This window comes from Natronomonas aquatica (genome assembly GCF_024449025.1).
GTDB lineage: Archaea > Halobacteriota > Halobacteria > Halobacteriales > Haloarculaceae > Natronomonas > Natronomonas aquatica.
Window position 1 is genome coordinate 156,317 of record NZ_JAHLKM010000002.1, and the last position, 19,640, is coordinate 175,956.

Consider the following 19,640-nt stretch of genomic DNA (forward strand, 5'->3'; position numbering starts at 1 on the left):
GAGTCCCGAGTATGATGGTTCCCCCAATCAGGTATTAACAACCGTTATTCGGCGCTCTTTCCGATTTCAGGGTATGACGATGGTGTCTGGCGACACGTTCGGCCTACTGCTCGGTGCGGTCGCACTTGGCGCTGTCCACGGGGTCGAGCCCGGTCATGGGTGGCCCGTCGCCGCCTCATACGCGCTGGATCAGACGAACAAGTGGCTCTACGGCCTTGCGGCGGGGTTCATCATCGGTATCGGCCACCTCATCAGTAGTCTCACGATGGTTGGCGCGTTCTTCTACGCGAAATCCTATTTCAGTCTCACACAGATAAACGAGCCCGTCACGGTTCTCAATACTATCCAGATCGGTGGCCCAGTCAGCCTGGCTGCGGGCGTATTGCTAATCGGTCTTGGGATCCGAGAGTACCGCCACGGCCACTCGCATGGCAGTCCCGATGGCGATCACTCTCACCCGCACGGGGGTCACGACCACGAGTCGACGAACCACTCGGTACACGGCCACAGCCACGGTGATATTCACGAATATTCGAATCCACAGGACGACGAGGGAGTTCGTTCGCGCCTGAAACGCACTGTTCCGTTCATCGGGGGGCACTCACATACCCATGGGGACTCCGATGATGTCGCCGAGAGGGGATTGTTCGGAATCGCCTGGTTCGCCTTCCTGCTCGGGTTCGCTCACGAGGAGGAGTTCGAGATTATCGCCCTCTGTGCCGGGTCGAACTACTGTCTCGAACTGATGAGTGCGTACGCAATTACTGTTATTATCGGCATCGTGGGACTGACGATGTTACTGGTCGCGGGCTATCAGCACCACGAGGAGACTGTTAAACAGTACACACCGTATTTACCAGCCTTTTCGGCTGTGATCCTCATCATCATGGGCGTTGGATTCATCATCGGCGTGTTCTGAACATATTTCTGTCATCGGTCGTCGATCGGGAGATCGAGATCCCGCGCGAACTGCCGGATGCCTGCGTCCCCGGTGGGGTGTCAGTACGTTCCGGCGCGTCCGATCGAAAGACACCTCTTCGATTGCGGTTTTACCACTGACTCCGATCGCATATCAGGCCGAGGTGTCGATCCCGTTGATCGTGACGAACCCGTACTCGCAGTTGGTACAGTGCCACTTTTTTTTCGTTCCGAGCTGGATCCGCATGCTCGCCGCTTTGTAGAACTCCGATGCATCACATCGGGGACAGTCGTCTTCCAGCGAGAGGCTCATGCATACCGGTAACGACTCCAAGGAATTGTACTTTTCTGGTTTCGTCCTCCCCCGTCGCACTAATATACCACATATGGCGATATAGAAACAACGGACTCGTCCGATCGACCTCCGTGTCGATAGTTCCGGATTCGACGATTGGACGCCAACGGTTTTTGAGTTCAGGCGTCTGGATTCGATTATGTCGGCTCCCGACAACGTATCGACGACCGCCGAGCACTACACAGATCTATGACGCTCGCGGCGCTTCTCGAACAGTACGTCAGTCTCGGTATCTTCCTGGTCGCCGGAGCGCTGAGTGTTTTCAGTTACCTCGCGTGGCGACGGGAGCGAGATTCGCGGATGCGGATCGTCACTGCCGGCTACGCGATGTTCGCGGTATACGGACTCGTTGTCTTCCTCGAGTACCCGCTAATGCCATATCTCGGCGCCGAGACAGTCGAACTACTCGAACACGGGGGAGCGATCCTCATCCTCGGTGGCCTGTTGACGTTTTTCATCGCCCTGACACGGGATTGAGAGATGCCGGAGCCAGATCTGGAACTGGATTCGCGGCGGGCTATCTACCAGCGGATAGCCGACACGCCCGGCATTCACTTCCGTGCGCTGCTTGAGGAACTCGATTACGCACAGGGAACGCTCCAGTACCAGCTCCGGTGGCTCGCCGACCGAGGGCTGATCGCGGTCTCCGACGACGGAAAGTACACTCGATACTATCCCGAAGCGGACTTCGACGAGGCGGACCAGACCGTCATGAACGCGCTCCGTCGGGAGTACAGCCGCCGGATCCTCGCTCATCTCCTCGCGGACGGACCGTTTTCAACGAAGGAATTGAGCGACCGGATCGGAAAGGCGAACTCGACCGTCTCGTGGCATCTCTCGAATCTCGCCGACGCCGACCTCGTCACGAAAGAGCGGGACGGACGAAGCGTCGTTTACGAGGTCACAGACCCCGACCGGGTCGCGTACCTGTACACCGTCCATCGACAGTCCTTCACTGACCGAGTCGTGGATCGGCTCCTCGGACTCTGGGAGAGCTACTAGTTCGGGGCGGCGACGGACACGAGGTCTTTCAGGATCAACGCTCGCAACAGGAGCACGTAGGCGAGAAACGCGAGCGTCGGGCCCAGCAGGGGACGGATCAGACCGGTCACGTCAGTGCCGATCGCGGCGGCGTGGATCGTCCCGAAGGCGAACCCGCCGTAGGCGAGCGAGTGGACGACCCTGGGTCCCCACGGCCGTGAGAACCGCTTCGCGTCGACGAACCCGAACACGGCAACGACGAGCAAGAGCAACGCGCCGACTCCGACGACGACCCCGCCGACGAAGTACGATCGAGAGTAGGCCGGCAAGGGAGCCTCTCCGGTAACGACGAACCACGTGTCGAGTATCCCCAACAGCGCGTGAAGGAGTGTCACGACCATCGCAAAGACCGAGAGTTCGATATGGACGCGCTGGGCCGCCTCGTGTAGTACGCCGAACGGCTCGGTGTTATAGAAGATCCCGGTGAGTACAGCGAGATAGAGCGTGGGGTACGCGACGAGGGCGGCACCGCGATCAAGCAGCCACACGAGTTCGGACATCACGAGGCCCCCGTCGTTTCGACGACGTCCGGACAACCGTCCGAATCCTGGAACCCGTTGTCCGTCTCCGGGCGGGTCGGACAGCGGTCATTCGAGTCGTTGATTCCGTCCCCATCGTAGTCGTTCGAAGCCTGTCGTTCCGGAACGGTCCGGTTAGTGAGATCAGCCTGCTCTTCTTCGGCGGCCTGGGCCGTCCGGACGCTCGCGATCTGCCACAGCAATGGGGTCGTTACGACCAGCATGACGATCGCGACGACAGTGATTCGCTGCTTATTCGTCCAGGACATGATGCTTGAATCCCTCCGTTCGATGGAAGACGCCGTCGTGTACGACGAGCGCCTCAAGCCCATCCCAGTCCTCGGCAAGCGAGCGTCCGTCGGCGAGCGGAAGCGCCGCGAGCGTCGTCGCGAGCGCGTCGGCTTCCATGCAGTCCCGCCGCGCGAGGACGGTTACGGACTCGTGGCGGGCCCCGATGTGCTCTGTCGTCGGGTCATAGACGTGGTCGACACCGTCGCGTTCGCGGCGATAGTCACCCGAAGTCGCGATCGACCACCCGGTATCAAGCGTTTTCAGCAGCGTCTCGTCGCCGTACGGGCTTTCGATGGCAATCGGACCGGTCGGCGGAGACATATCACCGCCGCCGCTGACGAACCCCCGTCGGCCGATCCCGTCGAGTGCGTCCGCGGCCCGATCGACGATATACCCCTTGGCGAGGCCGTTGAGATCGAGGGGAACGTCCGTCTCGACGGTGTCGCCGTCGACGGTCACCGTCCCCGTATCGAACGATCGTGGAAGCGAATCGCTGTCGCCCCGGAGATACGCCTTGAGGTCGTGTTCGGTCCGGCCCTGATGGATATCGAAGACACCGTCGGTACGGTGGAAGTATTCGATGCCTCGGCGGACGAGGCGGGCGACTTGCTGGTTCGTGACGCAGCCAGCCTCGTTAAGTCGATATACGGCGCTCGCTGAGTCGAAGGCATCGAGTTGAGCGCGGAGTCGTTCGGCGGTTCGCTGAGCAGTATCGGCTGCGGTGGTTGTCGCGATTCCCGCCGCGTGCACACGGAACGACGTGTCACAGCAGCGGAACGTGCGCTGTGCGTCTCCGAGCCGTTCGTAGGCTAAAGAGAGAGCTACCATATCGGGAGTCAGTCTTCGTACCCCTCGTTCTCTTCGTGCTCTTCTTCGCCGTTTTCTTCGTATTCCTCCTCGTGTTCGTCTTCGTATTCTTCTTCGCCGTGTTCGTCTTCGTATTCTTCCTCGTGGTCTTCGTACTCTTCTTCGCCGTGTTCGTCTTCGTATTCTTCTTCCTCGTGGTCTTCGTGTTCCTCGTAGCCAGATTGTGTTCGGACTTCGGGCGTGAAGTTCTGGTTCGGTTCGGGGGCGTCGGCGGCGAGCTGTCGACCGGTATCGGTGCCTGCTCCGGTCGCTTCTCCGGGTGAATCGGCCGTCAGACCGGGGACGAGAACGGGGAACGCGAGTCCACCGGCTACGACGGCAGTCAAGAGTGCGCCCACGAGCGTGAACGCGACGAGTCGATTGGTTGGAACTGGAACGCGCATGGTTGTTCGCGTCCGGTCGGAATCGTTCCCCGATATAATGCGTTCGCGTCCAGCTGTCGAATCGTCGTACAGCCGTCGAATCCGGTGCGTCTTGCGGGACCTTTCTCACCCGAAGGGACCGATCCCGATAGCAGCAGCCGACGTTTGCTCTCGACCGACGGATTGGATTAGATTAATCTAATTTTTTGATTTGGTGGGTAAAATATAACCTCGGTCGTCACGAACGTGGCGGTAGTGAAACCAGAATCAACTATCCGGAACGAGCCGGGACGGCTCCCCCGCAGGGCGTTCCTCGGACTATCGGCCGGTGCGCTCGCGACGGGGACCGCCGGCTGTATCGGGAGCGCCTCGGACGACAACGACGGGGATGAATACGTCGCTGTCGCGTCCTTTTTCACGTTCTACGATTTCGCACGACAGATCGCACAGGAAACGTCCATGACGGTTGAGAACCTGATCCCGGCCGGACTACACGGCCACGGCTGGGATCCGGATCCGTCGATCACCCGCGACATCGTCGACGCGGACGCCTTCGTCAACGTCGGCCCGGAGTTTCAGCCGTGGGCCGATCGCGCACTCGAGACCGTCAGAGACGACGGGGCGGGGACGCGTTCGATAAACGTCCGCGAGGGGATCGAGTTGATCGATCTGGACGAAACCGTCGACGAAGAGGAGGCGATCCAGGGCGGGAAGGATCCTCACTTCTGGCTCGATCCGGAGCTGGCGAAGGGGGCCGTTGACAACATCGTCGAGGGGCTCTCGGCGGTCGCGCCCGAACACGAGGGGACCTTCGGGGACAACGCCGCCGACATCAAACAGCGACTCGACGATCTCGACGCCGACTGGGAAGGTATCTTCGAGCGCGCCGCGCGCGATAACGTCTTTCTGGCGGCGCACAACGCCTTCGGATACGTCGCCGACCGATACGACGTGAACATCCAGCCGCTGATCACGAACCTCGCCGCGGCCGACGACGTCCGGACGAGTGACATGCAGTTCGCCCAGGACATGATCGCCGAACACGACATCCGGTATATCGGGGCGGCGATCTTCGAGCCTAACGGCTGGGCCCGCCAGTTGGTCGATGAGACCGACGCGGAGGCGTACTACCCCGTCACCCCGTACGCGGGCGTCACTGAAAAGTGGAGCCGGGAGGAATGGAGCTACTTCGATATCGCCCGCAGCATCAACATGCCGACCTTCGAGATCGTTCTGGGCTCGACAGCCCCCGAAGAGACCACGCTCGAGGAGGAGTGGCGAAACTTCGAATGAGACCGATCAGTCCGCGATTCATTGTTCAATGTCACACATATCTGTAGAGAACGTTTCGTTCGGATACACGGCGACTCCGGTGGTTCGAGACGTATCGTTCACGATCGACGGCGGAGAGTACGTCGGGCTGGTCGGACCGAACGGGTCCGGAAAGAGTACCCTACTCCAGTTGCTCCTCGGGCTGTACGAACCCGACCGTGGCGACATCCGGCTCTTCGATCGGCCGACACGAGCGTTCGTCGACCGCGAGCGTGTCGGTTACGTCGCCCAAGACGTCACAACGAACACGAAGGAGATGCCGATCACCGTCGAGGAGGTCGTCCTGATGGGCCGGTTCCCGCATGCCGGGTTCGGCCGTATCACGGCCGACGACCGGGAACGGGCCCGAAAAGCGCTCCGGAAAGCCGGGATCGCCCACCTCGCCGGAAAGCGAATCACGAGGCTCTCGGGCGGCCAGCGCCAGCGAACCTACATCGCGCGGGCTCTCGCCGGGGAGGCGGACCTGTTGGTCTTCGACGAGCCAACCGTCGGGGTCGACGCAGAGTCCGTCGGGGAGTTCTTTTCGCTTCTGGACGAACTCAACCGTGACGGGATGTCGGTTCTGCTGGTCGAACACGACATCGAGGCGGTCATCGAACACACCGATCGCGTTCTCTGTCTCAACGGGGAACTGTACTTCGACGGACCCTCCGAAGCGTTCCCCGAGAGCGACGCTCTCGAACGTGCCTACGGGATCACCACCGGCGAGCGAGCCGGGGTGACACGATGATCGCGGACGTAGCGCGCGTGTTCACCCGGCCGGCTGGGTGGCTCATCGACGCCTGGAGCTATCTGCTCTCTTTAGTCGCTGGCTTTACCGGCATCGAGATGCTCCAGTACGCATTCATGCACCGGGCGTTTCTGGTCGGAATACTGATCGCGGTGATCGCCCCGCTGATCGGCACGTTTCTGGTCCACCGACAGCTCGCATTGATCGGTGACGCGCTCGCCCACACTGCCTTCGCCGGCGTCGCGGTCGGCCTGTTCGTCAACGCGACCCTCGGAACGGGAGTCTCGCCGTATCTCACCGCCGTCGTCGTGGCGATCGTGGCCGCGCTCGCGATCGAACTGATATCGGAGGTCACCGACGCCTACAACGACGTCTCGATGGCGATCGTGCTCTCGACCGGCTTCGCGCTCGGGGCGGTTCTCATAAGTCTCAACGCCGGCGGGCTCGCGGTCGGCGTCAATCAGTACCTCTTCGGGAGTCTGGCAACCGTTTCACGCTCGAACACGATCATCCTGATCGGGCTGTTCGCGATCATCTCGCTCGTCGTCGGCACGACGTACAAACAACTGCTGTACGTAACGTTCGACGAGACGGCTGCCAGGGTAGCGGGGCTCAACGTCCCCTGGTACAACCGGATCATGACGATGCTCACCGCGATGGTCGTGGTGGGAGCGATGCAGATCATGGGCGTGATCCTCGTCGCGGCGATGCTCGTCGTCCCGGTCGCCGGCGCGGCACAGCTCGCCCGGAGCTTCCGGGAAGCGCTGCTCGCCTCGGTGATCCTCGCGGAAATCGCGGTGCTCGTCGGCATCACGCTCTCGTTTCATTACGAGGCGACCGCCGGCGGTACTATCGTCCTCGTCGCGGTGGCGGTCTACATCGCCGCCGTCCTGTTCGGGAAAGTACGGACGAACCGGAGCGCTGCCGACGCGCCCGCGACTGCGGACGAATCTACGGCCGATTGAGGTGGATCCCGCCTGCGGGCGGTCAGAACTCGTCGATTCGCGTCTGGCTCGGTGGCGGCCCCTCCTCGGGCCGATCGCCCCCGAGCAGCCGTGGCAACGCCGTATCGGCGAACGTCAGCCCCAACACGAGCACGATAGGAGCGAAAAAGAGCCCGTAGAACCCGAACACCACCGGACCGAAGATGTACGCGAGCATCAGCAGGCCGACGTGGGTACGATCGCCGCTGAGGTACGGCCGGAGGACGAGATCGGGTATCGTATCGACGACCACGATCACCAACACCAGAAAGCCGACGATATACGCGAAAAGCTCGGGGGTTCCGTCGAGCAGGATCGGAACCGCGGCGATCCCGGCGAGCGGCAGATAGATTACCTTCATCCCGACGACGGGGATCAGACTGGCGATCCCGGTCAGCGCGCCGGCGAGTGCGGGGTAGGGAACCTCGACTGCCGAGGGAACGGCGGCGTTGTATCCCATAAAAACCGCGATCGCGACGAGCGAGATGACGATGACGTTGAGCAGGTTTCCGAAAAGTACCGCCTCGAGTTCCTTGTCGGCGGCCTCGAAGTACTCCCTGACGATATCACCGTCGTCGAACCGAAGCAACCACGAGCGGAACGCCGTACCGTCGATCAGGAGATAATAGGTCACGATCCCGACGATAAGGAGGTTCATGAAGAGACCGGTGATGATGCTCGTCACGAACGCCGCGTGTTGGGTGGCGAAATCGATGAACGTGTCCAGTTCACCGGCTCGATACGCCTCGGCGATGCCGGCGATGGTCGGTTCGGGAAGGTCCTCGATCCCCTGGAACCACGCCACGCTTTCGGGGACGGACTCGACGATCGGATACGTCTCGATGAACGCCCGGGCTTCGACCGCGAGCAGGACCACGGTATAGCTGAGGAGCAAGACGAGCGGCAGCGCGAGCAAGGAGATCGTGAGCATCGCACGGATCCGCTTTGGGAGGTGGAGTTGCCCCAACGCGTCGTAGAACCGCCGCGTCGAGTAATACAGAAAGACTGCCACGGTGAACGCCGCGATGAACTGATAGACGATGTAGCCTACCGCCACGCCGACGATAACGCCGAACACTGCGACGACGAGACGCTTTTCGTTCATATGTACATCCTCCACGAGGGAGAAAATAAACGCCACGACGACCCAGAGTAGCGATCGAAGGCCAGTGCACACTCGATCGCACTGCAGTCGTACGATCGACGAAATAGTTGCGGTGGTTACTATAGGGCCGTTCGCTTCGCTCCTGGAAACGAATCGGTCGCCGACCGAACGGACGGCGGTGTGTAACGATGTCGCATCGATCGCCACCGATTTGTAGTCCCCACGGCGAATGCCCGGTAATGAGCGAGTCAGCCGTCCCGGTAGCCGAACACGAACGGAACGGGAGCATCCGAGATCCAGCGTCACCGCGACGGCGCGGCCGAGATCCGATCCGACCGGTGATCCTCGGCATCATCACGGAGGGATACCATGGCTGACGAGGACGCCGACAGGGAGGTATCGGTCCGGGGCGACCCGGCCGAGATGGACCTCGAGGAACTCCGCGAGGAGATCAGGGACATCGACCGCGAGATCGTCGAACAGATCGCCCAGCGGACCTACGTCGCCGACAGCATCGCCGCAGTCAAGCGCGAAAGAGGGTTACCGACGACCGACGAATCCCAGGAACAGGCGGTCATGGAACGCGCCGGAGAGAACGCCGAACAGTTCGACGTGGACGCGAACCTCGTCAAGGCGATATTCCGGCTGTTGATCGAACTGAACAAAGTGGAGCAGCGGGAGTCTCGATAGGTCGAAATATGTCGATATAGGCCGTATAACCCGCGTTTAGTCCTTGAAGTACTCTTCTGGTAGCTGCTCCTTCGATTAGGATTCGATGAAAAGCGCCACATCCACTCTCGCTGGCTCTAACACCATCAGCAGCCCCCTGTATTGCCACGAATTGAGGTCTAGACGGGTTCGTTCTGTCCGGTAGGCTCTATCCACCGTAAGACACAGTAATCTGTGTCTCAATAGTATTCTGTATGCCCACTATCACGGTTAACGTGGACGACGCACTCAAAGAGCGGATGGAGAAGCACCCAGAGATCAACTGGAGCGAAGTGACTCGGCAGGCGATTCGAGACAAAATCGAGACACTCGAAGTGATGGACGAACTCACGTCCGAGAGTGAACTCACCGAGAGCGACGTCGTCGATATCGCCGACAAAATCAACGAGAGCGCACGCGAGCGCGTCGAAAAAGAGTCGGAGTAGCCTCGACGAATGAAGCTGGTGGTCGATGCCAACGTCGTCATCTCCGCGCTCATCGCTGACTCGAAAACTCGTGAACTCATCGTCACGCTCGAACCCGACCTCCTGACACCCAAATTCGTCTACGACGAGATCGAGAACTACACCGAGTTGATCGTCGAGAAGTCCGGCATGAGTCCAGAGCGAGTCGCACAGTTTGTCGACCTCCTGTTTCAGTACATCGAGGTCGTCCCCGCCGAGGAGTTCTATCCGCACATCGAAGAGGCCGAAGCAGCGATCGGTGAAACTGATCCCGACGACGTGCTGTATGTCGCGTGCGCCTTGGCCAAAGACGCAGACGTCTGGAGCGACGATACCGATTTCAACGAACAAAATCTCGTCGAGACACATTCGACGAGCGACGTGATCAACTCATTCGACACGCTCTAGCCGATCGGAACAACCGCCTGTAGAGCAAGCTATCTCTACTTATATATGCCATCTATAGACACCTTCTATATCTCGAATTCAGGGGAGATGGTTTTCGCGAAATCAATTTAATCGTATATATGGTGGATTTCAGCTATCTGAACAAGGTCGAACAAAGAGAGTCGATAGACCACGGCTCCTCTCCGATCACGCCGACGACGGTCGATCCTGCCGTTCGAGATCGAGCGGATCCTCGATCTCGCCCATCACCGCCTCGAGGGCGTCCGTCGCGGTGACGAGGCCGACGACGGGGCCCTCGGATCCGTCTTGGACGAGCGCGAGTTCCTGGTGCTTTCGCTGGAACCGATCGACGACCTCGCTGATCGGCGTCTCCGCCCGGATCGTCATCGGATCGACCGCGATCTCCTCGAAAGTGATCTCGCCGTTTCGGAGTTCCTCGAACCGATCGACGACCGCGGGCACGTAGACGATGCCCCGGAAGTCGGCCGGGTCCTCGCCGACCAGCGGGAAGCGAGTGTGGGGGCTGTCGCCGATCCGGTCGAGGTTCTCCTCGGGTGGAACGGTCGTCGAGAGGAAGACGATGTCCTCGCGGTCGGTCATCACCTCACTCGTCGGTCGCTCGCCGACGGTGAAGGCGTTGAGGATCTCCGTTTTCCGTTCCTCGGGGAGGTCGCTCCGATCCAGCGTCGACCCGAGTCGGTGCCGGAGTTCCGCCCGCGATTCGATGCGGTCCGTCTCCGTCTCCAGCCACGCGCCGGTCATCTCGACGCCGAAACGCCGGAGCGTCCACTTTGCGACGCCATCCCCGATCATGATGGCCGGATAGATGAGCTTGGCGAACCAGTACAGCGGCGTCGCGCCGTATCGGGCGACGAACCGCGTTCGCTCGACGCCGAGATACGTGGGCGTCTGTTCGCCGTGTGTCAAATGGAGCAGGTTGATGATCAGAAACCCGACGAGGCCGCCGGCCCCGATCGAGGCCAAGAGCGTGTTTTCGAAGAGCGGATCGAGAAGCGCCGCAAGCGCCGGTTCCGCGACGATCCCGACGGCGATGCTGGTCGCGGAGATCCCGACCTGACAGCTCGTGAGATAGATCTCGAGATCCTCGGTCATCTCCCAGGCCCGGCGCAGGCCCGGAACGTCGAACTCCGATTCCGGGTACTGACGGACGCGGGTCAGCGCGAACTCGATCGCGACGAAAAAGCCGTTGGCCAGGATCAAGCACACTCCGGCGAACACACGAAGCCCGATCTCGAGTCCGTTCATCGCCGACGCTTGAGTTCCGGATGGCCGGGGCTTTCAAGCTTCGGTTGCCGGCCCGGATCGACGATCGGGTGGTGATCGACCGCGATCGGACGGGGTCTCCTCGGAGAAACGCTCCTGACGGTCAGGCCGTGGCGGTCCCGGTTCCCGGTTCGTCGGCGTCGGCGATCCGGTAGTTCGATTTCCGGGCGTCCATGAGATAGACGGATTCTTCGACGGCGTCGGCGTCGTCGAGCTTTTTGAGGGCGTGGCGGACGGTTCGCTGGGGGAGCAGGGAGGTCTCGGCCAGCTGTGCCTGTGTCATCGGTCCCTCGTACTGGAGCGTCTTGTAGACGAGCTTTGCGCTCGGCGGAAGCGACGCGACCGCCGACTCGATCTCTGACATTACTGTCTCGAACACACGGTGGGTCATTAATCGTCCGTCGCTTCGACCAGACCCACGCAATTTCGCGGTGAGTTTATATAGGTCTAATCGGCGAGGTGCCCGGCCCCTCACTCCTCGAGCAGCCCGAGATCCGCCGCGACGTAGTCGGCGAGCTGATCGAACACGTCGGGATCGACCGCGGCGACCGCCTCACCGTCGTGTACCCCCTCGTTGTGGCGGGCGACCGTCTTCTCGACCTCCGGGAACGGCACGTACGTCCGGGTGTCACACTCGGGACAGACGATCGGGATCTCCGGGAGGTCCGACTTCGATTCCGATTCGTCGCTCATGGTTCCTCACTGTGCCCCGGACGAATAAAACCGCCCCGGTTCCCCGTCAGGCCGCCTCCGCCGGGAGCGCCGAAAGCGCCCGCGTGAGTTCGCGGGTATCCGGCAACACGTACAGCTGTACCTCCGCCTCCCGGTCGGCGATCTCGATCGTCGTATCGATGGTGAAAGCGTACTCCTGGTCCTTCGAGAGGCGGTTTTGAACCGTCCGTATGACGTTCGCACCCGAATCGCGGACGAACTCCGGAGGGGTGTGTTCGATGCTGCTCTGGAGGGTGTTCGCCCAGCTGTCGATGAACCCGCTCGTGATGATGTTCCCGAGTTCCTTTATCGCCGCTTCCGTCATGCCGTCCCCGCCGGAATCGACGCCCCCGGGCGTCATCGCGGCGGCGATCCGATCGGCGGAGCCTTCGCTGAACATGGCGACGAAGTAGCCGCTCGGCAGCCCGGTCAGCTCGAAGACGACGCTGACGTAGGTATCGGTTCCGACCTCGGCGGACATATCCGAAAACGAGAGAAACCGCAGCTGGCTCACGCTCACGTCGGTCCGGAGCCCGGTCAGCTGGGCGATCTGCTCGGAGGCCCGGCTCGCGCTCCGGCTGGCGAAGCCGTTGAAGACGGTGAGCTTCTGGGCCGGGACGGCGAGCCCGTCCGGCTGTCCCTCGAGGAGCTTGACGAACTCGCTGTACTCGGGGATCAGATAGATCGGGACCGAGAGGTCCCCGTCGACGGCTTCCAGACGGCTCTCGAAGAGGAACGCGCCGTACTCCTCGGCGTCCCGGCGCGTCAGTCGGGGCAGGATCCGGGTGCCGCTCGCCTCGATGTACGTCGGCGGCGTGATGTCGACCGAGGTGTTCAGATGGTTCGCCCACCCGTCGACGAAGCCGCCGATCATGATGTTGCCGAGTTCCGCGAACGCGCCGCCGACGAGCGAGCCGTCCGCTCCCCTTGCCTCGAGTCGCTTCCGGAGGCGTCCGGCCGACTCCGGATCGAAAATCAACACCGTCTCTCCGGAGAGGCCGCCGCTCAGCCCGACCTGGACGCCGACGTACTGCCGGCCGGTGAAGATCTCCCCCAGCGTGTCGTCGGTGACCAGACTGACGCCGGTCACGTCGTGACGCATCCGGACGCCAGCGATCTGGGACAGCGCCCGCGCGGCCTGGTTCGCGCCGCGGGAGGCGAGGTGGTTGTACGCCTCCAGTTGGTTGATCGCGATCTTCATCGCTAGCTGTGGGCGAGTCTGTCTGCGGTCGGTCGATCCGGGGTCGGGACACGGGCGATACGGGCGGTCATACGCTCGCTTCGTGGCGCCGTATAGTAACCTTCGGGGCCGACACAGCGCTCGAAAGCGCTATTCGAACATTCCGGTCGACATGTAGCGTTCGCCGGAATCCCAAAAGACAGTCACGACGAGCGGACACGCCTCCGGGATCGGGTCGGGCGATCGGGGTTCGTCCGCCAGGATTCCGACGTCGTTGGTCGGACCGGGACACCGGTCGGGATCGACGTCGTGCTCCTCGGCCAGCCGCTCGGCGACGCGCTTTGCCGCCAGAAGCGACCCGCCGGAGGACTGGCCGACGAGGATCCCCTCCTCGCGGGCGAGCCGCCGACACTCGGCCTCGGCGGCCTCGATCCCGACGGTTTCGACGTCGTCCAGCAGGTCCCGATCGAGGTTCGGCGAGACGAACCCCGGACCCATCCCCTGGAAGTCGTCGTCGCCGGGATCGCCCCCCGAGAGGACGGCGTTCGCCTCCGGTTCGACGCCCACGATCGACACGTCGGGATGCTCCTCCCGCAGCCGGCGGCCGATCCCCGAGACCGTCCCGCCGGTCCCGATCCCGGCGACCAGGGCATCGACCCGGTGGCCCTCGACCTGTCGGAGGATCTCCTCGCCGGTCGTCCGGTAGTGCGATTCGGGGTTGGCCGGGTTCTCGAACTGTCTGAGCTGTACCATCCCCGCCTCGGCTTCGAGTTCGTCCGCCCGCTCTTTCGCGTCGGAGATCGTCCCCTCGACCAGTTCCAGGTCGGCCCCGTAGGCGGCCATTAGTTGCCGCCTTTCGGGCGATTTCGAGGCCGGCATGACGACCGTGAGGTCGTAGCCCTTCGCGGCGGCGGCGACCGCAAGGCCGATCCCCGTGTTTCCGGATGTCGGCTCGACGATCCGATCGTCGGGGGTGAGCTCGCCGGCCGCCTCCGCCGCCTCGACCATCGCCAGCGCCGGGCGGTCCTTCGCGGAGCCGCCGGGGTTCTTCGATTCGATCTTCGCGGCGATGACCGATCCGGGCGGCGACTGGACCTGTACCAGCGGCGAGCCGATCGTTCCGAGGATACCCCGCTTCATCGGCTCCGGGTTCGGGATACTGGTATAAAACGTCGATGGAGCGGGATCGGTGGAACGACCGGGTCGTGCCAGTGGACCGGGCGGGGTGGGTCGTGAGGTCTCCGAACGCGGCGCTTAAAATAACGCGACGCGTACCCCCGGTATGGAACTGGAAACGATGCGACCCAATCCCGTCTGGGACGCCGACGCATACGAGGAGGCGGTCGGGGTCTTCGAATCGCGGTCCGACGAGGTCGTCGTGGAGGTGTGGGGCGGCGACTGGTGTCCCGACTGTCGATCGCAGCTACCGGATTTCGGCGCGGCCATGGAGGCGGCGGGCGTCGAGCGCGTCGAGCACTACCCCGTCGAGAAGGCCGACGACGGCTCGAAGGTCGGCACCGGCGTCGAGGAGTACGGCATCGAGCTGATCCCGACGGTGATCGTCGAGGACGCGGAGACCGGGACGGAACTGGCCCGCTTCGTCGAGGACGCCGACGCCCCGATCGTCGTCCACCTGGCCGAACAGCTGGTCTGAGAGCTCCCGACCGCGTTCCGGACGCGTGCCCGTCGGGCTCGCTCAGGGCTGACTCACCGCGACGCGTTCGACGGCGTCGCTCACCACGTCGACAGCGAGGCCGAGCGATTCCTCGTCGACGTCGAACGTCGCGGTGTGGTGACCGCCGGGATGGTCGGTTCCGACCGCGAGATACGTCGCCAGCCCGCCGTTGTTCTGGACGCGCTGCATGAGGAACGTGGCGTCCTCGCTGCCGCCGATCTCGCCGCGCCGGGTCGCCCGCTCGACGTCGGGGTGCGATCGGGCGGCCTCCCGGATGATCTCGACCAGTTCAGCGTCGCTTTCGGCCGACGGGGCCTCGCCCTCGACGGTCACGTCGAACTCACAGTCGTGTGAGATCGCCGCCCCCTCGAAGACGGCCCCGGCGCGCTCGAAGACGTGATCGCGGATCGCCGTCGTGGCGCCCCGCGCTTCGCCGTGGATGAACGCCTCCTCGGGGATGATGTTGGTCGCGGTGCCGCCGCCGACCCGACCGGCGTTGATCCGGGAGGGCCCCTCGCTGTGGCGCTCGATCCCATAGAGGTTCGAGACCGCCGTCACCATCGCCTGGACGGCGTTGCGTCCCGCCTCGGGCCTGGCGCCGGCGTGTCCGGGTTCGCCCTCGAACGTCGTGTAGAACTGTGTCACTGCGAGGAAGTCGTCGATCCCACAGACGATCTCGCCCGTCGGGTAATCGAGGCCGATATGGAGCGCAAAGAGATACCCGACGTCGTCGAGGTGTCCCGATTCGGCCATCGGTCTGCCGCCGCCGATGGTCTCCTCGGCGGGCTGGAAAAAGATCTTCAGCGTCCCCGAGAAGTCACTCCTCTTGATCGCTTCGATGACGCCGAGCCCGATCGTGATGTGGGCGTCGTGGCCACAGGCGTGCATCGCCCCCGTCTCCGATCGGAACCCCTCCCGGGCGGGGTGGTGTTCGTCGTCGGTCGCCTCCTCTCGCGGGAGCCCGTCGATGTCGACCCGGAGCCCGACGGTCGGACCCTCGCCGCGCTCGAGGACGGCCACGGCGCCGGTCCAGCCGCCCGAAAGCGCCCCGAGGACGTCGGGGTCGGCGCCGGCTTCGCGGGCCCGCTGCATCCACGGTTCGAGTTCGTCGTCGTCGGGGACGGCGAGTCGTTCCCCGGCCAGCGCCTCGCGGCCGACGTGGAGTTCGTCGACGCCGATCGTCTCGAGTTCCTCGACGATGCGGGCCGTCGTCCAGAACTCCCGCCAGGCCGGTTCCGGGTGGCGGTGAAACTCCCTGCGCAGTTCGATCAACCGGTCGCGGTCGACGCTCATATAACTCGATCCGTCCCGATCGATATAAGTCCACGCTGTCAGACCGGCGAATCCGGGGAAAACCAGCCGTCAGTTGCTGCCGGGGGTCGAGACCCGCTCTACCTCGACGTCCAGGCGGATCCCGTCGGGGAACTCCTGTTCGGTGACCGCCCGTGCGAAGTCGTCGTGGCCGACGACCTCCATCCGCCGTTCGTAGACCGTGTACTGCCAGTGTTTGAACGACCGGTCGTCGGCGTCGAGCCGCTTGGCCTGCGGGACCGAGACGTCGATCGGCGATTCGGCGTGGGGGCCCCGGAGTTCGACGCCTTTCCGTTCCGCCCGGTGTTTGATCCCCCCCACGACGCGTTCGAGGACGTCCCGGTCCCCGCTCTGGAGTGTCAGCGTAGTGACGAACGGCATGTACACCCGTGGACGCTCGAGGGTGAAAAACGCATCCATCGGTCTCCCCCGGTCCGGACGGTGGGGATTCGCCGACGGGTGGTCCGACACCCATTTATTAGACGGCTGTTTACCATGGGCTAATGATAGAGGCCACGAGCGCGGGAGCCATCCTCTTTCGCGATACGCGTGGCCGGCGCGAGTACCTGCTGCTCAAGTCCCGCCCCGGCGACTGGGAGTTCCCCAAGGGCGGGGTCGAGGGCGACGAGGAGCTCCAGCAGACCGCTATCCGGGAAGTAAAAGAGGAGGCCGGGATCGAGGACTTCCGGCTGTTGAACGGCTTCCGTGAAGACTACGACTACGTGTTCGAGGCGAACGGGGACACCATCCACAAGACGGTCCACCTGTTCATCGCCAAATCCTACGAGGCGTCGGCGGAGCTCTCCTCGGAGCACCGCGATCTGCAGTGGCGCGACTACGAACAGGCGGTCAACACGATCACCCAGGACGGGCCGCGGGAGATCTTCGAGGAGGCCCACGAGTTCATCGACGAGGAAATCGAGGAGTAGATCAGGCGGCTATCTTCTCGATTTCGCCTTTGACGAGCGTCGTATCGAAGTCGTGGTCGGGTCTGAGACCGACGAAATCGAGGAACTCGCGGGCGGCCAGCAGATCGTCGGCACGGTACACCGCCGCGGCAGCCGCGACTGCGACCCCCGAACCGATAGCGGGCGCGAGCGACGCGAGCGCACACGCGATGTCGTAGGCTTTCGCGTCGTCGATCGCCTCCGCCCGCACGCTCGTTGCGTCGATGAAATACAGCGTCTCGACGCCCTCGTCGTTCGGGGCGACGAGGACGTTTTCGGCACGCAGATCCCCGTGGGCGAGGCTGGCCTCGTGCATCGACGCGAGGTGCTCGAAGAGGACCGGCGCGAACGATTCGGTCCGATCGTCCGGAAGCTCGCCGAGCGTCCGGAAGTCCGGGAGGTACTCGAGAACGAGCACGCCGAACCCCTCGTGTTCGAAGGCCTCGATCGGCTCGGGAGCGTCGATGCCCAGCTCGCACATCCGCTCGGTGGCTGCCAGTTCGTGTTCGGCCATCTCCAGCGGTGTCGAGAACCGCTCAAAGAACCCTTCGGTCCCCGAGGAGACGGCGCCGATGTTCCGACCGGCCGTCAAAAGCGCGTGCATCAGCAGGTGTTGATCGGCGATCACCTTCACGAACCACCGGTCCTCGACCACACAGGGTACCGAAAGCCAATTGTCCGCCTCCAGACGCTCGAATGCCGCCGACGAGCCCCCGAAGCGGCGCGTCACTTCGCCGGCGACCGAGGACAGTTGCGACTCGGGGACGCTCGCCCGAAGCAACCCTCGGATGGCCATACAGCCCGGCCTAGTGGCTCTCCCGATATAAGTTATCCCCCTCGCGGGGGTGATCGGAGCGGAACCGCCCGAACCGGCGGATTTAGTCGTCCGAGCCGGCGACCCCGGTATCGCCCGCCGCATCGCCGATGTCCGGCCTGATGACGTCCCTGTCGGTGGATTCGCCCTGGATGTCGTAGGGGTACTCGCCGGTAACACAGCCGAGACACAGGTCCGCGCGGGTCGAATCCAGCGCCTCCGCGACGGCGTCGATCGACAGATACGCGAGCGAGTCGGCGTCGATGTCCTCACGGATCGCGTCGGTCTCGCAGCCGGCGGCGATGAGTTCCTCCCGGGATGCCATGTCGATCCCCATATAGCAGGGGGCGACGATCGGCGGCGCGCCGATCCGCATGTGGACTTCCTCGGCGCCGACGTCCCGGAGCAGTTCGACCAGCTGTGTCGACGTGGTCCCGCGGACGATCGAGTCGTCGATGACGGTGACGGTTTTGCCCTCGACGACGTCCCGGATCGGATTGAGCTTGAGCCGGACGGCCCGCTCGCGGGCGTCCTGTGTCGGCATGATGAAGGTCCGACCGACGTAGCGGTTCTTCATCAGCCCCTCCGCGAAGGAGACCTCGGCTCCCTCGGCCTGGGCCGCCTCGGCGTAGCCGGAGGCGAAGGCACGCCCCGAGTCCGGAACCGGGAGGACGACATCGCTCTCGACGCCGGACTCGACCCACAGCTGTCGGCCCAGTTCCCGGCGGACGTCGTAGACTAGCTGTCCGTCGATGCGGGAATCCGGACGGGCGAAATAGACGTGTTCGAAGAAACAGTGGGCGGTGTTGTCGCGTTCGACGAGCTGATACGAGTCGAACCCGGCGCCGTCGCCCTCGAGGACGACGAGTTCGCCGGGGCGGACGTCCCGGACGAGTTCGCCGTCGAGGACGTCGATCGCCGCCGACTCGGAGGCGAGGATGTACCCGTCGTCGAGCTCCCCGATACAGAGCGGCCGGTTGCCCTGTGGGTCCCGGACCCCGAGTACGGTATCGTCGTGGGCGATCGTCAACGAGTAGGAGCCGTGGATGCGGTTCATCGTCCGCTTGACCGCCCGGATCAGGTCGGCCTCCAGCAGGTTGCGCGCGAGTTCGTGTGCGATGACCTCGGTGTCGCCGTCGCTCGTGAAGGCGTGGCCGCTTGCCGCCAGTTCCTCGCGGAGTTCGGCGGTGTTGACGAGGTTGCCGTTGTGGCTCAACCCCAGCGAACCCGACTTGAACGACACTGAAAAAGGCTGTGCACAGGAGGAGTTGACGCTGCCTGCCGTCGGATAGCGGACGTGTCCGACGCCAGTCGCCCCTTTCAGCGTCTCCAGGTCCTCGGCTTCGAAGGCGTCGCCGACCAGCCCCATCTCGACGTGGCTGTGCTGCTGGAAGCCGTCGTGGGTGACGATCCCGGCGGATTCCTGTCCACGGTGTTGCAGCGCATAAAGCGCGTAGTACAGCGGCCGTGCGGCGTCCCGTTCGTCCAGCGAGACACCGACCACGCCGCATTTTTCAGTCGGCCCGTCCGGATGCCGCCCGTCTGGCATACCTACCTATGGAACGTCCACGGACAAAAACCCACTCCATCGTGTGTGCTGGTGCGTCGTTTTCACACGGCAGTATACATGATCGTG

The 19,640-nt window shown here is 63.3% G+C and carries 27 protein-coding genes; 12 read left to right on the top strand and 15 right to left on the bottom strand.

From position 1 onward, the window contains the following. The first annotated feature begins 79 nt into the window (after window positions 1-79). Window positions 80-919, top strand: a complete 840-nt coding sequence (locus KM295_RS02675) for a sulfite exporter TauE/SafE family protein (RefSeq protein ID WP_256028542.1) — start codon at window positions 80-82, stop codon at window positions 917-919. Window positions 920-1,072: 153 nt separating this feature from the next. On the opposite strand, the gene KM295_RS02680 is transcribed toward KM295_RS02675, so the two are convergent. Further along, window positions 1,073-1,231, bottom strand: coding sequence for a DUF7838 family putative zinc beta-ribbon protein (locus KM295_RS02680; RefSeq protein WP_256028319.1), 159 nt, complete (start codon window positions 1,229-1,231; stop codon window positions 1,073-1,075). 231 nt (window positions 1,232-1,462) lie between these two features. Between KM295_RS02680 and KM295_RS02685 the strand changes: the two genes are divergently transcribed. Both KM295_RS02685 and KM295_RS02690 read left to right on the top strand, forming a co-directional pair. Beyond that, a complete protein-coding gene (locus tag KM295_RS02685; protein WP_256028320.1) occupies window positions 1,463-1,750 on the top strand; it encodes a hypothetical protein in 288 nt (95 codons plus the stop codon). 3 nt (window positions 1,751-1,753) lie between these two features. Next, window positions 1,754-2,275, top strand: a complete 522-nt coding sequence (locus KM295_RS02690) for a winged helix-turn-helix transcriptional regulator (RefSeq protein ID WP_256028321.1) — start codon at window positions 1,754-1,756, stop codon at window positions 2,273-2,275. Here the strand turns inward: KM295_RS02690 and KM295_RS02695 are convergent. The 4 genes from KM295_RS02695 to KM295_RS02710 are packed head-to-tail and all read right to left on the bottom strand — an operon-like array spanning window position 2,272 to window position 4,373. Beyond that, complete coding sequence (locus KM295_RS02695; RefSeq protein WP_256028322.1) at window positions 2,272-2,814, bottom strand: hypothetical protein; 543 nt, start codon at window positions 2,812-2,814, stop codon at window positions 2,272-2,274. The two genes, KM295_RS02690 and KM295_RS02695, sit on opposite strands and share 4 nt — an antisense overlap. Next, on the bottom strand, window positions 2,814-3,101 hold the full coding sequence (locus tag KM295_RS02700) for a hypothetical protein (protein WP_256028323.1): 288 nt from the start codon (window positions 3,099-3,101) through the stop codon (window positions 2,814-2,816). Before KM295_RS02700 ends, KM295_RS02695 begins: the two co-directional genes overlap by 1 nt. Further along, a complete protein-coding gene (locus KM295_RS02705; RefSeq protein WP_256028324.1) occupies window positions 3,085-3,951 on the bottom strand; it encodes an FAD:protein FMN transferase in 867 nt (288 codons plus the stop codon). Before KM295_RS02705 ends, KM295_RS02700 begins: the two co-directional genes overlap by 17 nt. A gap of 8 nt (window positions 3,952-3,959) precedes the next feature. Further along, window positions 3,960-4,373 carry a hypothetical protein gene (locus KM295_RS02710; RefSeq protein WP_256028325.1) on the bottom strand — a complete coding sequence of 138 codons (414 nt, stop codon included), beginning with the start codon at window positions 4,371-4,373 and terminating at the stop codon, window positions 3,960-3,962. Between the two features lie 234 nt (window positions 4,374-4,607). Here KM295_RS02710 and KM295_RS02715 point away from each other — a divergent pair, with 234 nt between their 5' ends. Genes KM295_RS02715 through KM295_RS02725 form a run of 3 tightly spaced genes read left to right on the top strand, consistent with a single transcriptional unit; the run spans window position 4,608 to window position 7,379 of the window. Continuing rightward, complete coding sequence (locus KM295_RS02715; protein WP_256028326.1) at window positions 4,608-5,645, top strand: metal ABC transporter substrate-binding protein; 1,038 nt, start codon at window positions 4,608-4,610, stop codon at window positions 5,643-5,645. Window positions 5,646-5,673: 28 nt separating this feature from the next. Beyond that, complete coding sequence (locus tag KM295_RS02720; RefSeq protein WP_256028327.1) at window positions 5,674-6,414, top strand: metal ABC transporter ATP-binding protein; 741 nt, start codon at window positions 5,674-5,676, stop codon at window positions 6,412-6,414. Then, window positions 6,411-7,379 (top strand): metal ABC transporter permease, encoded by a 969-nt coding sequence (locus KM295_RS02725; protein WP_256028328.1) that lies wholly within the window; start codon window positions 6,411-6,413, stop codon window positions 7,377-7,379. The genes KM295_RS02720 and KM295_RS02725 overlap by 4 nt, the downstream gene beginning before the upstream one ends. Before the next feature lie 22 nt (window positions 7,380-7,401). Here the strand turns inward: KM295_RS02725 and KM295_RS02730 are convergent, their stop codons facing one another. Next, window positions 7,402-8,502 (bottom strand): AI-2E family transporter, encoded by a 1,101-nt coding sequence (locus tag KM295_RS02730; RefSeq protein WP_256028329.1) that lies wholly within the window; start codon window positions 8,500-8,502, stop codon window positions 7,402-7,404. Window positions 8,503-8,741: 239 nt separating this feature from the next. On the opposite strand from KM295_RS02730, the gene KM295_RS02735 reads away from it, so the two are divergent. The 4 genes from KM295_RS02735 to KM295_RS02750 all read left to right on the top strand — a co-directional run bounded on the left by KM295_RS02735 (window position 8,742) and on the right by KM295_RS02750 (window position 10,082). Continuing rightward, a complete protein-coding gene (locus KM295_RS02735; RefSeq protein ID WP_256028330.1) occupies window positions 8,742-8,879 on the top strand; it encodes a hypothetical protein in 138 nt (45 codons plus the stop codon). Further along, on the top strand, window positions 8,872-9,192 hold the full coding sequence (locus KM295_RS02740; RefSeq protein WP_418904734.1) for a chorismate mutase: 321 nt from the start codon (window positions 8,872-8,874) through the stop codon (window positions 9,190-9,192). Before KM295_RS02735 ends, KM295_RS02740 begins: the two co-directional genes overlap by 8 nt. A gap of 233 nt (window positions 9,193-9,425) precedes the next feature. Beyond that, window positions 9,426-9,656, top strand: a complete 231-nt coding sequence (locus tag KM295_RS02745) for a hypothetical protein (protein WP_418904735.1) — start codon at window positions 9,426-9,428, stop codon at window positions 9,654-9,656. Between the two features lie 9 nt (window positions 9,657-9,665). Further along, window positions 9,666-10,082: a PIN domain-containing protein gene (locus tag KM295_RS02750; protein ID WP_256028332.1), complete on the top strand. Its 417-nt coding sequence runs from the start codon at window positions 9,666-9,668 to the stop codon at window positions 10,080-10,082. Between the two features lie 186 nt (window positions 10,083-10,268). Here KM295_RS02750 and KM295_RS02755 read toward each other — a convergent pair whose 3' ends face one another. The 5 genes from KM295_RS02755 to KM295_RS02775 form a co-directional block, all read right to left on the bottom strand. Beyond that, a complete protein-coding gene (locus KM295_RS02755; RefSeq protein WP_256028333.1) occupies window positions 10,269-11,348 on the bottom strand; it encodes a CNNM domain-containing protein in 1,080 nt (359 codons plus the stop codon). Between the two features lie 121 nt (window positions 11,349-11,469). Continuing rightward, window positions 11,470-11,730 carry a winged helix-turn-helix transcriptional regulator gene (locus KM295_RS02760; RefSeq protein WP_256028334.1) on the bottom strand — a complete coding sequence of 87 codons (261 nt, stop codon included), beginning with the start codon at window positions 11,728-11,730 and terminating at the stop codon, window positions 11,470-11,472. Window positions 11,731-11,837: 107 nt separating this feature from the next. Beyond that, the gene (locus KM295_RS02765) at window positions 11,838-12,059 is read right to left on the bottom strand and encodes a DUF8149 family protein (protein WP_256028335.1); all 222 of its coding nucleotides are present in this window, start codon (window positions 12,057-12,059) and stop codon (window positions 11,838-11,840) included. 46 nt (window positions 12,060-12,105) lie between these two features. Then, window positions 12,106-13,278 carry a chemotaxis protein CheC gene (locus KM295_RS02770; RefSeq protein WP_256028337.1) on the bottom strand — a complete coding sequence of 391 codons (1,173 nt, stop codon included), beginning with the start codon at window positions 13,276-13,278 and terminating at the stop codon, window positions 12,106-12,108. Between the two features lie 129 nt (window positions 13,279-13,407). After that, entirely contained in the window at window positions 13,408-14,397 is a 990-nt protein-coding gene (locus KM295_RS02775; protein ID WP_256028338.1) for a PLP-dependent cysteine synthase family protein, read from the bottom strand. 142 nt (window positions 14,398-14,539) lie between these two features. Here KM295_RS02775 and KM295_RS02780 point away from each other — a divergent pair, with 142 nt between their 5' ends. Further along, the gene (locus KM295_RS02780; RefSeq protein ID WP_256028339.1) at window positions 14,540-14,911 is read left to right on the top strand and encodes a TlpA family protein disulfide reductase; all 372 of its coding nucleotides are present in this window, start codon (window positions 14,540-14,542) and stop codon (window positions 14,909-14,911) included. 42 nt (window positions 14,912-14,953) lie between these two features. On the opposite strand, the gene KM295_RS02785 is transcribed toward KM295_RS02780, so the two are convergent. Both KM295_RS02785 and KM295_RS02790 read right to left on the bottom strand, forming a co-directional pair. After that, the gene (locus KM295_RS02785) at window positions 14,954-16,225 is read right to left on the bottom strand and encodes an amidohydrolase (protein ID WP_256028340.1); all 1,272 of its coding nucleotides are present in this window, start codon (window positions 16,223-16,225) and stop codon (window positions 14,954-14,956) included. Between the two features lie 69 nt (window positions 16,226-16,294). Then, window positions 16,295-16,624, bottom strand: a complete 330-nt coding sequence (locus tag KM295_RS02790) for an uS10/mL48 family ribosomal protein (protein ID WP_256028341.1) — start codon at window positions 16,622-16,624, stop codon at window positions 16,295-16,297. Between the two features lie 122 nt (window positions 16,625-16,746). Between KM295_RS02790 and KM295_RS02795 the strand changes: the two genes are divergently transcribed. Continuing rightward, window positions 16,747-17,172 (top strand): bis(5'-nucleosyl)-tetraphosphatase, encoded by a 426-nt coding sequence (locus KM295_RS02795; RefSeq protein WP_256028342.1) that lies wholly within the window; start codon window positions 16,747-16,749, stop codon window positions 17,170-17,172. Window position 17,173: 1 nt separating this feature from the next. Here KM295_RS02795 and KM295_RS02800 read toward each other — a convergent pair whose 3' ends face one another. Further along, entirely contained in the window at window positions 17,174-17,986 is an 813-nt protein-coding gene (locus KM295_RS02800; RefSeq protein WP_256028343.1) for an RIO1 family regulatory kinase/ATPase domain-containing protein, read from the bottom strand. Between the two features lie 82 nt (window positions 17,987-18,068). Next, window positions 18,069-19,553, bottom strand: coding sequence for an amidophosphoribosyltransferase (gene purF / locus KM295_RS02805; protein ID WP_256028344.1), 1,485 nt, complete (start codon window positions 19,551-19,553; stop codon window positions 18,069-18,071). Window positions 19,554-19,640 lie beyond the last annotated feature (87 nt).

What these genes read in the sequence shown, in the direction of transcription:
- KM295_RS02675 (WP_256028542.1), top strand. Translation starts at nt 80, where the DNA reads ATGGTGTCTGGCGACACGTTCGGCCTACTGCTCGGTGCGGTCGCACTT.
- KM295_RS02680 (WP_256028319.1), bottom strand. Translation starts at nt 1,231, where the DNA reads ATGAGCCTCTCGCTGGAAGACGACTGTCCCCGATGTGATGCATCGGAG.
- KM295_RS02685 (WP_256028320.1), top strand. Translation starts at nt 1,463, where the DNA reads ATGACGCTCGCGGCGCTTCTCGAACAGTACGTCAGTCTCGGTATCTTC.
- KM295_RS02690 (WP_256028321.1), top strand. Translation starts at nt 1,754, where the DNA reads ATGCCGGAGCCAGATCTGGAACTGGATTCGCGGCGGGCTATCTACCAG.
- KM295_RS02695 (WP_256028322.1), bottom strand. Translation starts at nt 2,814, where the DNA reads ATGTCCGAACTCGTGTGGCTGCTTGATCGCGGTGCCGCCCTCGTCGCG.
- KM295_RS02700 (WP_256028323.1), bottom strand. Translation starts at nt 3,101, where the DNA reads ATGTCCTGGACGAATAAGCAGCGAATCACTGTCGTCGCGATCGTCATG.
- KM295_RS02705 (WP_256028324.1), bottom strand. Translation starts at nt 3,951, where the DNA reads ATGGTAGCTCTCTCTTTAGCCTACGAACGGCTCGGAGACGCACAGCGC.
- KM295_RS02710 (WP_256028325.1), bottom strand. Translation starts at nt 4,373, where the DNA reads ATGCGCGTTCCAGTTCCAACCAATCGACTCGTCGCGTTCACGCTCGTG.
- KM295_RS02720 (WP_256028327.1), top strand. Translation starts at nt 5,674, where the DNA reads ATGTCACACATATCTGTAGAGAACGTTTCGTTCGGATACACGGCGACT.
- KM295_RS02725 (WP_256028328.1), top strand. Translation starts at nt 6,411, where the DNA reads ATGATCGCGGACGTAGCGCGCGTGTTCACCCGGCCGGCTGGGTGGCTC.
- KM295_RS02730 (WP_256028329.1), bottom strand. Translation starts at nt 8,502, where the DNA reads ATGAACGAAAAGCGTCTCGTCGTCGCAGTGTTCGGCGTTATCGTCGGC.
- KM295_RS02735 (WP_256028330.1), top strand. Translation starts at nt 8,742, where the DNA reads ATGAGCGAGTCAGCCGTCCCGGTAGCCGAACACGAACGGAACGGGAGC.
- KM295_RS02740 (WP_418904734.1), top strand. Translation starts at nt 8,872, where the DNA reads ATGGCTGACGAGGACGCCGACAGGGAGGTATCGGTCCGGGGCGACCCG.
- KM295_RS02745 (WP_418904735.1), top strand. Translation starts at nt 9,426, where the DNA reads ATGCCCACTATCACGGTTAACGTGGACGACGCACTCAAAGAGCGGATG.
- KM295_RS02750 (WP_256028332.1), top strand. Translation starts at nt 9,666, where the DNA reads ATGAAGCTGGTGGTCGATGCCAACGTCGTCATCTCCGCGCTCATCGCT.
- KM295_RS02755 (WP_256028333.1), bottom strand. Translation starts at nt 11,348, where the DNA reads ATGAACGGACTCGAGATCGGGCTTCGTGTGTTCGCCGGAGTGTGCTTG.
- KM295_RS02760 (WP_256028334.1), bottom strand. Translation starts at nt 11,730, where the DNA reads ATGTCAGAGATCGAGTCGGCGGTCGCGTCGCTTCCGCCGAGCGCAAAG.
- KM295_RS02765 (WP_256028335.1), bottom strand. Translation starts at nt 12,059, where the DNA reads ATGAGCGACGAATCGGAATCGAAGTCGGACCTCCCGGAGATCCCGATC.
- KM295_RS02770 (WP_256028337.1), bottom strand. Translation starts at nt 13,278, where the DNA reads ATGAAGATCGCGATCAACCAACTGGAGGCGTACAACCACCTCGCCTCC.
- KM295_RS02775 (WP_256028338.1), bottom strand. Translation starts at nt 14,397, where the DNA reads ATGAAGCGGGGTATCCTCGGAACGATCGGCTCGCCGCTGGTACAGGTC.
- KM295_RS02780 (WP_256028339.1), top strand. Translation starts at nt 14,540, where the DNA reads ATGGAACTGGAAACGATGCGACCCAATCCCGTCTGGGACGCCGACGCA.
- KM295_RS02785 (WP_256028340.1), bottom strand. Translation starts at nt 16,225, where the DNA reads ATGAGCGTCGACCGCGACCGGTTGATCGAACTGCGCAGGGAGTTTCAC.
- KM295_RS02790 (WP_256028341.1), bottom strand. Translation starts at nt 16,624, where the DNA reads ATGCCGTTCGTCACTACGCTGACACTCCAGAGCGGGGACCGGGACGTC.
- KM295_RS02795 (WP_256028342.1), top strand. Translation starts at nt 16,747, where the DNA reads ATGATAGAGGCCACGAGCGCGGGAGCCATCCTCTTTCGCGATACGCGT.
- KM295_RS02800 (WP_256028343.1), bottom strand. Translation starts at nt 17,986, where the DNA reads ATGGCCATCCGAGGGTTGCTTCGGGCGAGCGTCCCCGAGTCGCAACTG.
- purF (WP_256028344.1), bottom strand. Translation starts at nt 19,553, where the DNA reads ATGCCAGACGGGCGGCATCCGGACGGGCCGACTGAAAAATGCGGCGTG.